General features: G+C 57.7%; 14 protein-coding genes. 11 read left to right on the top strand and 3 right to left on the bottom strand.

The window, feature by feature from the left end; all coding sequences use genetic code 11:
* Positions 1-19 precede the first annotated feature (19 nt).
* The 8 genes from ACYSMN_RS23785 (at position 20) to ACYSMN_RS23750 (ending at position 7,118) form a co-directional block, all read left to right on the top strand.
* The gene (locus ACYSMN_RS23785) at positions 20-1,171 is read left to right on the top strand and encodes a Gfo/Idh/MocA family protein (protein WP_488926423.1); all 1,152 of its coding nucleotides are present in this window, start codon (positions 20-22) and stop codon (positions 1,169-1,171) included.
* A gap of 6 nt (positions 1,172-1,177) precedes the next feature.
* Entirely contained in the window at positions 1,178-2,230 is a 1,053-nt protein-coding gene (locus tag ACYSMN_RS23780) for a sugar phosphate isomerase/epimerase family protein (protein WP_488926422.1), read from the top strand.
* 13 nt (positions 2,231-2,243) lie between these two features.
* A complete protein-coding gene (locus ACYSMN_RS23775; RefSeq protein ID WP_488926421.1) occupies positions 2,244-2,732 on the top strand; it encodes a c-type cytochrome in 489 nt (162 codons plus the stop codon).
* 31 nt (positions 2,733-2,763) lie between these two features.
* Positions 2,764-3,651, top strand: a complete 888-nt coding sequence (locus ACYSMN_RS23770; protein ID WP_488926420.1) for a hydroxypyruvate isomerase family protein — start codon at positions 2,764-2,766, stop codon at positions 3,649-3,651.
* Between the two features lie 45 nt (positions 3,652-3,696).
* On the top strand, positions 3,697-4,572 hold the full coding sequence (locus ACYSMN_RS23765) for a sugar phosphate isomerase/epimerase family protein (RefSeq protein ID WP_488926419.1): 876 nt from the start codon (positions 3,697-3,699) through the stop codon (positions 4,570-4,572).
* 14 nt (positions 4,573-4,586) lie between these two features.
* A complete protein-coding gene (locus ACYSMN_RS23760; RefSeq protein WP_488926418.1) occupies positions 4,587-5,375 on the top strand; it encodes a 3-keto-disaccharide hydrolase in 789 nt (262 codons plus the stop codon).
* 424 nt (positions 5,376-5,799) lie between these two features.
* The gene (gene mtgA / locus ACYSMN_RS23755) at positions 5,800-6,543 is read left to right on the top strand and encodes a monofunctional biosynthetic peptidoglycan transglycosylase (protein WP_488926417.1); all 744 of its coding nucleotides are present in this window, start codon (positions 5,800-5,802) and stop codon (positions 6,541-6,543) included.
* Between the two features lie 125 nt (positions 6,544-6,668).
* On the top strand, positions 6,669-7,118 hold the full coding sequence (locus ACYSMN_RS23750; RefSeq protein ID WP_488926416.1) for a YybH family protein: 450 nt from the start codon (positions 6,669-6,671) through the stop codon (positions 7,116-7,118).
* 200 nt (positions 7,119-7,318) lie between these two features.
* Here the strand turns inward: ACYSMN_RS23750 and ACYSMN_RS23745 are convergent, their stop codons facing one another.
* On the bottom strand, positions 7,319-8,497 hold the full coding sequence (locus ACYSMN_RS23745) for an App1 family protein phosphatidate phosphatase (RefSeq protein ID WP_488926415.1): 1,179 nt from the start codon (positions 8,495-8,497) through the stop codon (positions 7,319-7,321).
* 146 nt (positions 8,498-8,643) lie between these two features.
* Here ACYSMN_RS23745 and ACYSMN_RS23740 point away from each other — a divergent pair, with 146 nt between their 5' ends.
* On the top strand, positions 8,644-9,099 hold the full coding sequence (locus ACYSMN_RS23740; RefSeq protein WP_488926414.1) for a PBECR3 domain-containing polyvalent protein: 456 nt from the start codon (positions 8,644-8,646) through the stop codon (positions 9,097-9,099).
* A 126-nt stretch (positions 9,100-9,225) separates the two neighbouring features.
* Here ACYSMN_RS23740 and ACYSMN_RS23735 read toward each other — a convergent pair whose 3' ends face one another.
* Entirely contained in the window at positions 9,226-10,035 is an 810-nt protein-coding gene (locus ACYSMN_RS23735; RefSeq protein WP_488926413.1) for a M48 family metalloprotease, read from the bottom strand.
* Positions 10,036-10,310: 275 nt separating this feature from the next.
* Between ACYSMN_RS23735 and ACYSMN_RS23730 the strand changes: the two genes are divergently transcribed.
* Positions 10,311-11,438, top strand: a complete 1,128-nt coding sequence (locus ACYSMN_RS23730; protein WP_488926412.1) for a DNA topoisomerase IB — start codon at positions 10,311-10,313, stop codon at positions 11,436-11,438.
* 641 nt (positions 11,439-12,079) lie between these two features.
* Here the strand turns inward: ACYSMN_RS23730 and ACYSMN_RS23725 are convergent.
* Entirely contained in the window at positions 12,080-13,681 is a 1,602-nt protein-coding gene (locus ACYSMN_RS23725; protein WP_488926411.1) for a hypothetical protein, read from the bottom strand.
* 240 nt (positions 13,682-13,921) lie between these two features.
* On the opposite strand from ACYSMN_RS23725, the gene ACYSMN_RS23720 reads away from it, so the two are divergent.
* Positions 13,922-15,523, top strand: a complete 1,602-nt coding sequence (locus tag ACYSMN_RS23720; protein ID WP_488926410.1) for a hypothetical protein — start codon at positions 13,922-13,924, stop codon at positions 15,521-15,523.
* Positions 15,524-15,559 lie beyond the last annotated feature (36 nt).

Genomic DNA, 15,559 nt, shown 5'->3' with positions numbered 1-15,559 from the left:
CTAACAACAAGATTACTGCATGAAAATAAGGCTGGGAATGATAGGCGGGGGACAAGGAGCGTTTATCGGGGGCATTCACCGGCTGGCTGCTTCGCTGGACGGCCTCTACGAGTTGGTGTGCGGCGCCTTCAGCAGCTCACCCGAAAAGTCGAAAGCTACGGGCGAGTTATTGGGGCTGCCGGCTCAGCGTGTTTATGGTTCCTACGCCGAGCTAATCGAGCGGGAAAGACAACTGCCGGCTGAAGAGCGGGTGCAGGTTATTAGCATCGTGACGCCCAACCACCTGCATTTCGAGCCGGCCAAGCTGGCGCTGGAAAACGGATTTCATGTGATTCTAGACAAGCCCATGACCTTCTCTCTCGCCGAAGCCAAGGAACTGCGCCAGGTAGTGGCGGCCAGCGGCCAGCACCTCTGCCTGACGCACACCTACACCGGCTACCCCATGGTGAAAGAGGCTAAACAGCTGCTGGCATCGGGAGAGCTTGGGGCCATCCGCAAAGCCTACGTGGAATATCCGCAGGGCTGGCTGAGTGGCTTCGAGGAAGGCACCGGCAACCCGCAAGCCGCCTGGCGCACCGACCCCGCCCGGAGCGGCGTGGCCGGCGCCATGGGCGACATCGGCACCCACGCCTTCAATCTGCTCGAATATGTAACGGGCCTAGCCGTAGTCAAGCTCTGCGCCGATATCAACACGGTGGTAGCCGGCCGCCGGCTCGACGACGACGGAGCCGTGCTGCTCAAGTTAAGCAACGGGGCCAGCGCCGTGCTGATGGCCTCCCAAATTGCCGCCGGCGAAGAAAATAACGTCAAAATACGAGTGTACGGAGAGCGGGGCGGCCTGGAATGGCAGCAAGCCGATGCCAACACGCTGGCCGTAAAGTGGCTGGACAAACCAACCGAACTGCGGCGTACCGGCGCGGGCTACACCAGCGCCCTGGCGCGGCACAATGCCCGCACGCCGGCCGGCCACCCCGAAGGCTACCTCGAAGCCTTTGCCAACCTGTACCGCAACTTCGGGCTGTGCTTATTGGCCGAATTAAAAGGCAAAACCGCCCCCGCCGAAGCCCTCGATTATCCGGGCGTGGAAGAAGGTGTGCGCGGCATGGCCTTCATCGAGAGCGTCATTGCCTCGGGCCAATCGGAGATCAAGTGGACGGCTTTTAGCGCCTAGAAACCTATGAAAACCATCAAAGGCCCCGCCATTTTTCTAGCGCAATTCATCAGCGACCAAGCGCCGTTCAATAGCCTCGCTTCCATCTGCCAATGGGCCAAAAGCCTCGGCTACCAGGGCATTCAGTTGCCCACCAACGACAGCCGCTTCCTGGATTTGCAGCTAGCCGCCGAAAGCAAAACCTACGCCGACGAAATAACCGGCCAAGTACGGGCCGCGGGGTTGCAGATAACCGAACTCTCCACCCATTTGCAGGGCCAGCTAGTCGCCGTCAATCCCGTCTACGATCAGCTATTCGATGGTTTTGCGCCCGAAGCGTACCGCAACAACCCCAAGGCCCGGCAGGCGTGGGCGGTGCAGCAAGTGAAGTTCGCGGCCAAAGCCTCCCAAAACTTGGGGTTGCAGGCCCACGCTACGTTTAGCGGCGCCTTGCTCTGGCCTCTGCTGTACCCCTGGCCGCAGCGGCCCGCCGGCTTGGTCGATACAGCTTTCACGGAGCTGGCCCGCCGCTGGACGCCTATTCTCAACGAGTTCGACGCCTGCGGAATTGATTTGTGCTACGAAATCCATCCAGGCGAGGACCTGCACGACGGCATCACGTACGAGATGTTTCTCGACAAAGTGGGGCAGCACCCGCGCGCTTGCCTGCTCTACGATCCTTCACACTTCGTGCTCCAGTGCCTCGATTATTTGGAGTACATCGACATCTATCACGAGCGGATTAAGATGTTTCACGTCAAGGATGCCGAGTTCAACCCCACGGGCCGGCAGGGCGTGTACGGCGGCTACCAGTCGTGGCCGAATCGGGCGGGGCGCTTCCGCTCACCCGGCGATGGGCAAGTTGATTTCAAAGCCATTTTCAGTAAGCTCGCTGCCTACGACTATCCTGGCTGGGCCGTTCTGGAGTGGGAGTGCGCCCTCAAGCACCCGGAAGACGGCGCCAGAGAGGGCGCGCCGTTTATCCAAAACCACATCATCCGCGTCACCGACAAAGCCTTCGACGATTTCGCCGCGGCCGGAACCGACCACGCATTGCACAACACTGTACTAGGCCTGTAAGCCCACCAACACTATGAAAAAGACTTTTTTACTCATTAGCGTTTGCGCCGTAGTCGCGGCCTGCGGATCGTCGCCGCAGTCGGCCGAGCGGGAACGGGAGGCCACTACTACGCCCGCCGCAGATGAGCCGGCAACGGCCGAGGAAATTAGTGATAGCAGCGCGGCGGCCAACCTGACGGCTGTGGCCCGGCAGCCCCAGATCGATACGGGTGCCACTAATATCGGTACTGAACGGAGCGGCGGACTGCTCCCCAAAGGGGTGGCGCTGATGAATGCCTCCGATTGCGGCAGTTGCCACCGGGAGCGGGACTTGCTGGTGGGGCCTTCTTACAGGGACATCGCGCTCAAATATCCCGCCACCGACGCCAACGTGGCCAGCTTGGCTACCAAGATCATTCAGGGCGGTAAGGGCAATTGGGGCGAAATCCCGATGACTCCACACCCCGGCTTGTCAGTGGCGGATGCTCAGGAGATGACGAAATACATTCTGGCTGTAAAATAAGCTGTTGCTCCACTCTCAGCAGACACTTGCCATGGCATCTCGCCCCACCCGCCGCACCGCTATCAAGAACCTCGTCGTTGGAACCACGGCGCTGAGCACGGGTGTCGTGGCAAGCTTCTGCACCGCTGAAACCCGTCAATCCGAAACCCTGGCCCTGAAAAACAACCTCAACCATTCCGTCTGCCGGTGGTGCTTCAGCGACTTGTCGATGGAGCAGCTGTGCGCGGCGGCCAAAGAAATCGGCCTGAAAGGAATTGACTTAGTGGGCCCCAAAGACTGGCCCGTATTGCAGAAATACGGCCTGGTATCCTCGATGTGCAACGGGGCCGAAATCAATTTGATTGATGGCTTTAATGATAAGGCTTTCCACGCCACACTACTGAAAAACTATTTCGAGATGATTCCGCTAGTTGCCAAAGCTGGCTACCAGAATCTCATTTGTTTCAGCGGCAATCGGCGGGGCAAAAGCGACGAAACCGGCTGGCAAAATTGCGTAGAAGGTTTACGCCCCTTGCTGACTTTAGCAGCCAAGCATAAAGTGGTATTGGTGATGGAGCTGTTAAATAGCAAAATCGACCACAAGGATTACCAGTGCGACAGAACGGCGTGGGGTGTGGAGCTAGCCAAAAGGTTGGATTCGGAAAATTTCAAACTGCTATTTGATATTTATCATATGCAGATCGATGAAGGCGACGTTATTCGGAATATCACTGATAATCACCGCTACATTGCCCACTATCACACGGCAGGAGTGCCGGGTCGAAATGAAATTGATGATACGCAAGAATTATATTACCCCGCTATTATGCGCGCCATAAAAGCCACTGGATTTGAAGGCTTTGTAGCGCAGGAATTTATGCCCAAACAACCTGATAAACTTGCCTCACTCCGAAAAGCCATTCAGCTCTGCGACGTTTAATTGAACTCAGGAGACGCTTTACACCAACCTACAACTCACTTACTCATGAAAATGCAAAGAAGAGATTTTCTCAAGCAGGCGGGCTTACTGTCGGCGGCCTCTCTGCTTACACCGGCAGCAGTTTTTGCTCAGTCTCCTCTGAAGCTCGGCATTCAGTTGTATACGCTGCGTGAGTACATTGATAAGGATGTAAAAGGCGTGTTGGCGAAAGTCGCCAAAGCCGGCTACAAGGAAGTGGAAACGTACGGCTACAGCAAAGAGAAAAACTTTTGGGGACTATCGCCCAAAGACTTCAAATCGGTGCTGCAAGACAACGGCCTGACTACTTCGAGCGGGCATTATGACATGAATAATTATTTTGCTACCGGTGATGAAGATGCGTTAAAATCTTACATCGAAGCTGCTAAAATATGTGGCCAATCTTACGTTGTTATTCCATATTTAAACGACACATTTAGAAAAACAACCGATGATTTTAAAGCTGCTGCTCAAAAAGCAAATAGAATAGGTGAGCTGTGTAAACAAGCTGGCATCAAGGCATCGTATCATAATCATGATTTTGAATTTAAGCCAATTAATGGCGTGACGCTTTATGACGTTTTGTTAAAAGAAACTGATCCTGCTTTGGTTGGTTTTGAATTGGATTTGTATTGGGCCGTAAGAGCTGGTCAAGACCCAGTGAAGTTGATGGCTGCACACCCGAAACGCTTTGTAATGTGGCACGTTAAAGACATGGACAAAGCCAAGCCTGAAATCAATACGGAAGTTGGCTCCGGTACTATAGATTTTAAAAAGATATTTCAGTCGGCGAAGACAGCAGGAATAACTAATATATTTATGGAGCAGGAAAATTTTTCCAAAGATCCGTATCAAAGTATAACGCAAAGCGCGGCATACATCAAAAAGAATCTACTCGCTTAATACTCCTGAAAAGAATGACTGAGCCTTTTAGATTAAGTGTGGTAGTCACGGCAATAATTGCGGGTAGCTTCGGTATGGCGCAGGCGCAGCAAACGGCAAAACCAGAGGATACTGAAGTATGGCAACCCGTACCCAAAGTTGTAGCGCCCGGCAAAATCAGCAGCGACGCGCCTTCGGATGCTGTTATCCTGTTCAATGGGAAAAACCTGGACCAATGGGTGTCGGCCAACGACCGGAGTGCGCCAGCCAAATGGACGGTGGCGGATGGCCTGATGACCGTGAAAAAAGACGCGGGCAACATCGAAACCAAGCAGGCTTTCACCAATTACCAACTCCACTTGGAGTGGCGCGTACCCGCCAACATAACGGGCGTAGGGCAGGAGCGAGGCAATAGCGGCGTATTTTTGGCCTCGCTCGGCAAAGAGGATCTGGGTTACGAGCTCCAGATTCTCGATTCCTACAACAACAAAACCTACGTAAATGGAATGGCCGGCAGCATCTACAAGCAACACATTCCGCTAGCCAACCCCACCCGCAAACCCGGCGAGTGGCAATTCTATGATATTATCTGGACGGCTCCCACCTTCGAGGCGGGCGGCCAGCTGGCTACTCCCGCCCGAGTAACCGTGTTTTTCAATGGCGTTCTGGTGCAGAATAATGTAGCGCTTCTTGGGCCTACCGTCTACATTGGCAAACCAACTTATCAGAACCAAAAGCCCGGATCAGCACCCATAAAGCTGCAAGCCCACGGCGACAAAAGCGAGCCCATCAGCTTCCGCAATATCTGGGTACGGGTGTTGTAGCTCATTGCTACAGCGACAGTTGAAGACACCCATCTGAGCGTAAAAGGAAATCTTTTTCGCACCTATTACTTACTGAGCAAGCTGTTGAGCCCCGGCGGGGCGGCATATTGGTAGAAAACCGAACGTAAAATTAGGTAAAGCCCCATCGGGGCGACACTAATCGTGCAACGGTTGGTGTCGCCCCGATGGGGCTTTAAAGTCATATGAGGAACACAATAGCTACCGATATGTCGCCCCTCCGGGGCTTAACTGCTTACTTCCTAACCTGAGTTACTCATCTAAACAAGCAGAAAAGCTGTTTTCCATCTCACTTCTCATATCTCAAGTCTCACTACTTAACAGATAGGCTCTGGCCCTAAAAACGCTACTTTTGCTGCTGGGCGCCCGGAGTGGAGCCGCCCAGTAGCAGACTATTTTTCTGGCTTTGGCAACGGATTACAAAAAAGTGTGGCGGCGGACCCGGCAAGTGCTGCTGCAAGTGGTAGCGGCTTTGTTTCTGTCGTCGGTGGCCTGGGTGCTGGTGTACCGGTGGGTGTCGCCGCCGGCCACGTGGCTCATGCTGGAGCGCCGCGCCCACGCCCCGATAGGCCTCGGCTACTACGGTATTCAGGAAGACGACCGGCGCATTCGCTACTACTTCAAGGGCCTCGATGAAGTATCGCCGGAAGTGCCGCTGGCCCTGATTGCCGCCGAAGATCAACGCTTTCTGCTGCATCACGGCTTCGATGGCAACGCGCTGTGGAACGCGGCGAAGTATAATTTTAGCGGAGGCAAAAAGCTACGCGGCGGCAGTACTATCTCGCAGCAAGTAGCCAAGAACGTGTTTCTCTGGCAGGGCCGCAGCTACGTGCGCAAGGCGGCTGAAGCCTATTTTACCGTCCTCATCGAACTGTTCTGGGACAAGCGACGCATCATGGAAATGTACCTGAGCGTGGCTGAAATGGGCGACTGCACGTTCGGGGTAGAAGCCGCTTCACAACGCTACTTCCGCAAACCAGCCAACATGCTGACCCGCGCCGAAGCCGCACTACTGGCCGGTGTGCTGCCCAACCCACTGCGTTTCCGGGCCAGCAACCCCGGCCCGCAGGCCCGCGCCAAGCAGCAGCGCGTCATGCGCAATATGGGTCGGCTCGGCGGCCGAGCCTACGTGCGGGAGCTGGTGGATTAAGCACGTTTCGGCATTTGTGTGGATGCGAGGAGCGTCACGCTATGGTATAGTCGGGTGCTTCGTAGCAGGTTTTGGTGCTGTAGCAAATACCTAGGGTTGAAGTGGAAACAGCTATACTTACTCGTATGAAACGACTTGCTGTTTTGCCACTCGCGCTACTCGTACTAGCCTGTGAGCCGGGCCGCCCACCCGCCACCGAAGCGCCAGCCGAAACGCGCCGCGCCATCGCGCAGCTGCTCACCACCCAAACCGCCGCCTGGAACCGTGGCGACGTGTCTGGCTTCATGCAAGGCTACTGGCAAAACGACTCGCTGGTGTTCATTGGCAAGAGTGGCCTGACCTACGGCTGGCAAAGCACCCTCGACAACTACCGCCGCAACTACCCCGATACCACCGCCATGGGCCAGCTCCGTTTCGACGGCCTGCGCATCACGCCCATCGGCCCCGATGCGGCGCAAGTAGTGGGCCGCTGGCACCTGACGCGCCCCACGGCCGGCGACCTAAACGGCCACTATCTGCTGGTGCTGCGCCGCATCAACGGCCGCTGGCTCATTGTCGCCGACCATTCCAGTTGAGGAGCAAAGCAAACTGTCATTGCGAGGAGGCACGACGACGCAATCCTTCCTCTCTGCTGAAAACTGCACTTGTCAGACCAAGCCCTTGGCATTAGGTTACTACACTAACGCCAAGGGCTTAGTCTTGTAAGTAGCGTTAGTCCCTTTGAGAGGAAGGATTGCGTCGTCGTGCCTCCTCGCAATGACACCGACGCCATGATTCATTGCATCACCGGCTCGCCGGTACCTTCGCCATCCAAGTCGTTTTCGGTGGCGGGGGCCTCGTCTTTTTGTTTTTCCTGTTCCACGGCCGCCACGGCTTCCTGGAAAATAAGGCCCATTTCGGCGGCGTGTTTAGCGGCTTGCACGGTGTCTTGCACCAGCAGCATTTCCACCTTATCAGCGCGTAGATCTTCCCGTACGCGCTCCACTAGCGCAGCTCGTTCTGGCAGGTTCACGTCGCGGATGTAGATGGCGAGGATGCGGCCGGGGTGGCGGCGCACCACTTCGCGGTAGATGTTGGCGTCTTCTTGCCCCGAGTCGCCGATGAGCACGAAGGGCAGTTGCGGATAAGTGAGCAGCAGGTTGTCAATTTCCTTGAGCTTGTGACCGTGGTGAGCAGTGGCCGCGCCGGTTTTCTTGCTCGCCAGGGCCATGTCGCGCAGCAGCAGCGGGCCGGGCGGAATGTCGTTTAGGTCCAGGAAATCTTCCAGCAAATCGTACAGATTCCAGGGCGAGCTGCTGACGTAAAAGAAGGGGTTGTTGCGCTTGCCGTTGCGGCCCAGCTGCAACTGCCGGTAAAACTCCGCCACTCCCTTAAACGGCAGCCGCGACTTGGCATTGCGGACCAGCACGGTGCGGGCCATGCGCAACAGGTTGGTAGCCGAGGTCTGGATAACGGTGTCGTCGAGGTCGGAGATTATGCCGTACTCGGCGTCGGGTGGCGGAATAAGCACCGGCGCGGCCGCGCGTAAGTCGTGGGCCGAGTAGGGGTGGGGCACTTGTTGCAGCAGCACCTCCACCGGATACCAGAGGTAGTCTATCGGCTCGGGCAGGGTCTTGGGCTCCAGATTCAGCGTGAAATAGCCTTCCTCGTCCGTCACTACGGTGTGCTCTGAGCCATCGGCGGGCCTTACTAGCAGTTGCGCCCCGCTGATTTCGTTGCTGTCGAAGCGGCGGTACATGTTCAGCAGGTTGTGCAGACGCGAATCGGAGGCATCGGGCTCGGCAATGCCTTTATCGGTGAGCAGGCGGCCTTTCACGTAGAGGCGCGTAGACGTGCCGTAGCTGCGGTAGGGCAGCAACTGCAAGGGATGGAGCAGGCCCAGCCGGGCGCGCGTGCGCGTCAGCAGGTCGTCGGCCTGTTCGGCTAGATTGCCGAGTTTGTGGAAGAGAGACATGAGGGCAAGTACGCGGGAACGGAGCAGTTTGCTGTCGAAAAGATTTAATTGTAAATCCTGCAACAGAGAATATAAGCAGTGGTTAAGACTGGCAATACAGAAGCCATGCTTCAGTACTCGTCAATAATGTTTTCACTACCTCGTCTATGCATACAGAGTTTCGAACGATTAAAAAATTAGTGGAATATGCCCTGCAAGAAGATTACACGTTGAGAAGTCAGAAAGCATTTTGTCACCTCTTCCTTGTTTCTGATACTGTTCACCAGCAAATACTGAAAGAGACGGGCATTAATGTATCTGGTTACAGCTTTATGATTGATGATTCAGCCGTACGCCATATTCTCAAGCGGCACGGCAAAGCCAGCCAGGAGCAACTACAGGGGCAGATAGAGATTGTGCCGGAGGACATAATACGTCTGGCCGAGTGGCTGTTGGCACCACAAAGCGTTAATCCGGGCCTAGCACGACAAAAGGATACAAAATGCGTGGAATTAACCGTGTACGACATGGATTGGCTAATCACTATCATCCTCAAAGTCCGCACAGGCCGCCGCGTCCTTTGCCCCGTGACCATGTACAAAAGAAAAGGCCAGCCGCAATAGCGACTGGCCTTAGCGAGTGGCGGAAGATGCAGCCGGAAAAACCGTCCCCTTCCTTAATCGTCCATAACCGACCACTCCTTTCACTCAAATATACAAGCCTCAGTGGCAAACGGTTTCAAATACGTCTTACAGAATCCGCTTCAGCTCATCGAAGTTGGCGCTCGAAACGGTGCGGTTGCGGCAGTTGAGCTCGTTGGCTTTGTTCTGAATGTTTTGAATGCGGCTGCCGGGGTTGGGGTGGGTGCTAAGGAAGGTGGGCACGTTGCTTTGGCCCTGCGCTTCGGCTTTGATGAAGAAGCCAGCCGCGCCGTCGCAGGCGTAGGTGGTTTTGTTGAGGTAGATAACCGAGTACTGGTCGGCCTCATTCTCATCGTCGCGGCCAAACTTGAGTTGACCTAGACCAGCCGCAATCTCTACGAGCTGGCCGGGATTATCGCCGACGAGCAAGCTTAGTAGCACCCCAATACCGTACTGCTGCTGGAGTTGTTTGGAGGTGTGGCGACGGTCGGCGTGGGCAATTTCGTGGCCCAGTACGCCGGCTAGCTGGTTCTCATCATCGAGGAACTTGATGAGGCCCGAAAACACGTAAATGTGGCCGCCGGGCGTTGCGAAGGCGTTCTGTACGGCATCATCCTTGATAATTTTAACGTCCCAGGGAAACTCGTTGCGGTATTTCACCTCGCCGGAGTTGAGGACTTTGTTTACCACGCCGTCGAGGAGCTGGTAGGCGCGGGCGTTGCTCGAGTTGCGTTCCAATAGCTTGCGCTGGGCGCGGTAGGTGGAATCGGTCTGGGCGGCTACTTGCTCGCCCAGGGCCTTGTCGTCTTCGATGGAGAAGAGCAGCACGCCGTCGCCGTCGGAGGAGCAGGCGGCGGTGCCACCGAGCGTAGCGGCGAGAGAAAGCAGGAGCCAGGGTTTGAAAAGCAAACGGCGCATGAACAAGTGGTTTGGAGTGAAGAAGAAAGAGAGGGAACGATTGATGTAAGCTGCCGAAAGAAAAAACGGTGCCAGAATCGTTGGAGCCGGTACGAGGAGCCATCTGACGAGGTTGCCAGAAGCCGAGCTGTGGCGGTAGTGTGCGGAAAATCAGCGGGAAAAAATATCCCGAAATACTTAGCTCCACCCCGGCCAAACTGCCAAGCTGACCTTTTCGCGTCCTCTCGCGTACATAAAACGCTGCCGCTCCGGCCGCCATTTGCCCGCTTCGCTCTATGCCTACTACCACTGCCCACCCGCGCCCCAAAACCAAAAAGAAACGCCTGCTGCCGCTGCAAGAGGCCCACGAGCTATACAAAGACCCTGCCCGGCAAGCCGAGCTGGCCGGCCTGCGCTACCTTCCTGATACCAAGCCGGGCTTCACCCGCAAGCCCACGCGCAACGGCAAATTCGCGTACTACACAGTTCAGGGCGAGAAAATCACCGATAAAGCAACCCTAGACCGTATTCAAGGCTTCGTGATTCCGCCGGCTTGGACGGACGTCTGGATTTCGCCGGCGGCCAACTCCCACCTGCAAGTGACGGGCCGCGACGCCAAGGGCCGCAAGCAGTACCTCTACCACGCCGCCTGGGACCAGGCCCGCAGCCTCACCAAGTTCAGCCGCTTGCGCGCTTTCGGCGAAAAGCTGGCTGACCTGCGCCGTCAAATCCATAAGGACCTGGCCCGCCCGCAGCTCGACAAGCAGAAGGTGCTGGCCCTAGTGGTTACGCTTATGGACCGCTCGTTCATGCGCGTCGGCAACAAGGAATACGCCACCAAAAACAAAACCTACGGCCTCACCACCCTGCGCGACAAGCACGTGCAGGTAAGCGGCGCCGATGTCCGCTTTGCCTTCGTCGGGAAGAAAGGAGTGGCCCACGACCTCACCATTCACGACCGGAAACTGGCCCAGCTGGTGCAGAAGTGCAAGGAAATTCCGGGCCAGCACCTCTTCCAGTACTACGCCCCCGATGGCCATCGGCAGGAGCTGGAATCGGGCGACGTGAACGAGTATTTGCAGCAGATAACCGGCTTGCAGCTTTCGGCTAAAGATTTTCGCACCTGGGGCGGCACCGTGAAAATGGTGGAATGCCTGGAACGGGTGCTGGATGAGGAGCCCAACTTCCCCAAGCCCAAAACCCTGAAGCTCGCCATCAAGGACGTGGCCCACGACCTTGGCAACACGCCCACCGTGTGCTCCAAATACTACATTCACCCGCAAGTCACGGAGCTTTTCAACTCCGACAAGCTCATCGACTACCTGCGCCGCCACGACGCCGACCCCACCGAAAACGACCTGCTCAGCCCCATCGAGCACATGGTGCTGGATATGCTGGCGGAGTTGGAAGGGGATGAAAGATGAAGGATAAGGGATGAAGGATAAAGGATGAGGCTGCCGGTATTGTCAGCAGCCAACTCGGCATTGTCCCAAGCGAAGTCGGGACTGTCCCAAGCGAAGTCAGCACTGTCCGAAGAGAGGTCGGGACTGTCCAAAGAGAAGTCCGGGCCGTCCGAAATGTGTCGGGACCGTCCGAAGCCAAGTCCGGACCGTCCCAAGTGAGGTCCGGGCCGTCCGAAGCGAAGTCCGGACTGTCCAAAGGCAAGTCGGTACCGTCCGAAGCGAAGTCCGGACTGTCCGAAACGAAGTCGGCAACGTCCAAAGTGAGGTCGGCATGTTCAGAACCTATGTCGGCACTGTCAACAGGAGGGTTGGGGCATGGAGGAAGGAAGAAGAAAAGGCCGGCTGGTAATTCTTCCCTCCTTATTCCCAATTCTTCTAGGACTTACGCACGCCAGTCTATCGAAAGCCCCAGCGGGGCGACCTATCGGTAGTCCTCCGTTGCTTGGATGCTTCTAAAGCCCCGGAGGGGCGGCACATCTATACCACCGTACCAGGTGTCGCCCCTCCCGGGGCTCGGTTCTTCTCAACCACCCTCTTGCTACCAATATGCCGCCCCTCCGGGGCTAAAACCGAGCCTGGGCGTAAGTCCATTCTTCATCCATTCACCTGCCTGAGCCGTCGCGGTCGAAGGCGTGGCTTTCGACGCCTTTCGTGGTCTTGTTCTTCAACTCGGGAGCGGGGGCGAAGTCGTTGTTGCGCTTGGTGTCGAAGAAGCGGGTTTTGCGGCGCAGGCCGGCTACGCGGGACGCGTCGCGCACTTGATCCTCGTGGGGGCCGCCGTAAATATCGATGAAGGGACTGCGGCGTACGGTTCCGCGCACCTCGAATACGTCATTGCCGCCAAGGCCGTGCAGGCTCAGACGCTGGGTTTCTTGGGGCCGGAAGCTGCGGCGGTAGAGCAGCGAGTCGGTGGTGCGGGCCGGGCTACTGGTGCCGGGCAGGCGGTAGACCGAAACCACGGTGGCCGTGTCGTGGAGGCGTTCTACTACAAACCGCTCGGCTTGGTCGGTGCCGGCTACGAGCACGTGGCGGGCGCGCAGGTGGTAGAAGTCCGTGGCTACTTTCGGCAGGGCGTCGCGGCGGGCGCGCAGAGCAGCTACTAGGCGGGCGCCTTCGCGTTGGTATACTTCGCGGGGCAGACCTTGGCGCACGGCTTGTTCGAGCACGGTATCACTAAGGCGGCGTTGCAGGTCGCGGGCCGTGGCTTGGTAGGCGGCAAGATCCAACTCCGTTAGCACGTGCGAATCGATGTAGCGGGCGTTGCTGGTGTAGCCCTCAATGCTTTCGTAGCGCGGGCCGAACGTGCGGAACCGGTGCACGATTTTGCTCATCACCCAGGGCAGCACTCCATCATCAAACTGAAAGAAAACCTGGTCCCGGTCCTGCGGAATGGGCACCCAGCGCGTGTAGCCTCGCGCCTGTGGGTACGCCGCCCAACTCCATTGTCCTTCGTGCCGATCCCAGTCGCCGAGCCACAGATCCAGCAGCCGGGCCCGCAGAAAGGCTTCTTCATCAATTCGGTGCCGCGCCGACGCGTACCTTTTTTCCAGCATCTCGGCGCTTTCTTCCAGGGCGGAGGCGCCGGGCACCCGGCCCGCAATATTTTCCTGGCCCTCAAACTTTTCCTCCAGCAGTACCACCCGGCCCCGATACCGTTCCGAAATGGCTCCTAAGCCGGTTTCATTGGGCCGGACATAATACGCTCTTGGATTGGTATGGGCTACGCCGGCCGCCGCCGCCAGCGGCGGCACCACAAAAGCGCCGTAGGGATGTCCGGCCGAAGTAGCGTCCCGGACCAGATTCAGGGCGAAGCTCCGGCGCAACACTTTCGGCAGCGTGCGGTACGGGTCTTTGTCGATGGAGCGCAAGGCGTAGCCCTGGCCGTTGGGGCCGAGTACGGTCATGCTGATGGTTTGAAAGCCGCCCCCGATCTTGCCGGGCCGCAGTCCGCCCGGTACCGTGGAGGCCAGGTTCAGGACGGGCAGCGTAACGGGTTGCGCCCAGGCCGCGCGGTGGTGCTTGCCTAGCCAAAATCGGCCAAAGGGCCCGCGCTGGTAGTGGCGGCCGGCCGTCACCCGCACGCTATCGGCAGTAGGAGGGAGAGCCTCGTTGCTGAGCCGGGCATCGGCCTGAAAAAAAACCTGGCGGGCGCAGGCAGTTGTCAGCAGTAGTAGAACGACGGCGAGAGAGAAGCGAAGGGTCATGCGGGGCAGAAAGCGCGGCTGTATCCTTCAACGCAGCCAGCCGGCAGTTGTTAGCAACTCGTAGCAAAGGTATCAGCGGCCCGTCCAATCAAAGTGCAACTTCTCAGCCAACGGACGGGAGTATGCCGTGATAAAAGCAAAGTGCAAAATAACCCTTGCACTACCCGAGGCCGAACCTCCGGGGCCGCGTTTACGCTATAAGGCTATCCGCCAACCCGGCGGCTGCTAATGGTTTGCCGCGTGTCGTGTTTTCTGCTGAAGCCCCGTCGGCTGGCGTCTTGGCTGTGGGTTGGGTTGCTGTGTCACGCCTGCTCGGCTCCGGCTGCTCCGCCGCGCCGCCCCGCCGCCCGTATTCTCTCCGATTCTACGGTGCTCGTGGCCGCTGGCCCCCAGTACGACCGTTCGGGGGTGTACCGCTTTTTCTGGGGCCGCCACTACCGCGACTTGTGGGCGCTGCCCGTAACGGTGCCCGTGCTGAATCTGCGCACCGTGGTGCCCGGTGGCCTCACACCCATACAGGAAGGAGGCTCCTATCAGACGCGTAATCTGCGCCTGGTAGACCAGCAAGGCGTACAGTACGTGCTGCGCTCCGTCGATAAAGATGCCACCAAGGCCCTGCCCGAAGATATGCGCGATGGTCCTGTGGGGCGACTGTTGAAGGATCAAACCAGCGTTATCAACCCCTACGGCGCCTACATTGTGCCGCCGCTGGCTCAGGCCGCCGGCATCTACCACACTAACCCGCGGCTGGTGTACGTGGCCGACGACCCGGCCCTGGGCGAGTACCGGCAGAGCTTCGCCAACGCGCTGTACTTGCTGGAAGAGCGGCCCGAGGGCGACCAGCGCCGTAATGCCAGTTTCGGCAACTCGGCCCACGTGGAAAGCTCGCGCAAGGTGTTTACCAACTTGCTGACCAGCCCCCAGTTTCGGGTGGAAGCCCGGCAGTACCTGCGGGCCCGGCTGTTCGATATGTGGCTCGGCGACTGGAGCCGCCGCGAAGACCAGTGGCGCTGGGCCAGCTTCGAGGGGCCGGCTGGCAGCATTCAATACCGCCCCATTCCGCGCGACCGGGACCATGCTTTTTTCAAGTTCAACGATGGATTCTTCACTCGCATCATTAGCTGGCTGAAGTCGAATTATCAAACTTTCGACAAAAACATTCGCTTGGCCAACGTGGAGGGCCTTAACCGCGCCGCCCGGCCCATGGATAAGTCGCTGCTGGTGTATCTCTCGCGCCACGACTTCCAGCAGATAGCCGACTCGCTCCGGCAGCAGTTGCCCACTACCGTTATCAAAGAAGCATTAAGCGTGTGGCCCAAGGAAGTCTATGCGCTGGCCGGGCCGGAATTTGAAGAAAAACTCACGGCCCGCCGCGACCAACTACCCGCTGTGGCCGATAAGTTTTACGCCTTGTTGGCCCGCGACGTAGAAATACCCGGCACCGACCAATCCGAGCGGTTTGTAGTGGAAGTGCCCGCGCCCCAGCAGGTGCGCGTGCGCGTGTATCAGCACGGCACTACCCGCCCCGACAGCCTCATTGGTCAGCGTACTTTTCACACGCGCGAAACTCAGTCGCTTAAGCTGTTTGGGTTAGGTGGCAACGACGTATTTGAACTGCGCGCCCTGCCGGCGCCGGGAATGACGCTACGTATTTACGATGGCGCCGGGCAAGACCTCGTGCGCGCTTTGGCACCAGAAGCCACGCATACGCGCACCACCATCCTCGATAGCGGGGATGGTAATTCGGTAACGGTTCCTGCCGCCGTGAAAGTCAAAGCCTACCAACCGCAAGCCGAAGAGTTTGATGCCACGGGCTGGCTGCTTCGGCACCGCTTGTACTGATGAGGTTGGCCTAATCCCTTATAATGTGGGTATTGT

It is taken from the genome of Hymenobacter sp. M1-2 (assembly GCF_057808495.1).
This window is presented reverse-complemented; position numbering and strand designations above follow the sequence as displayed.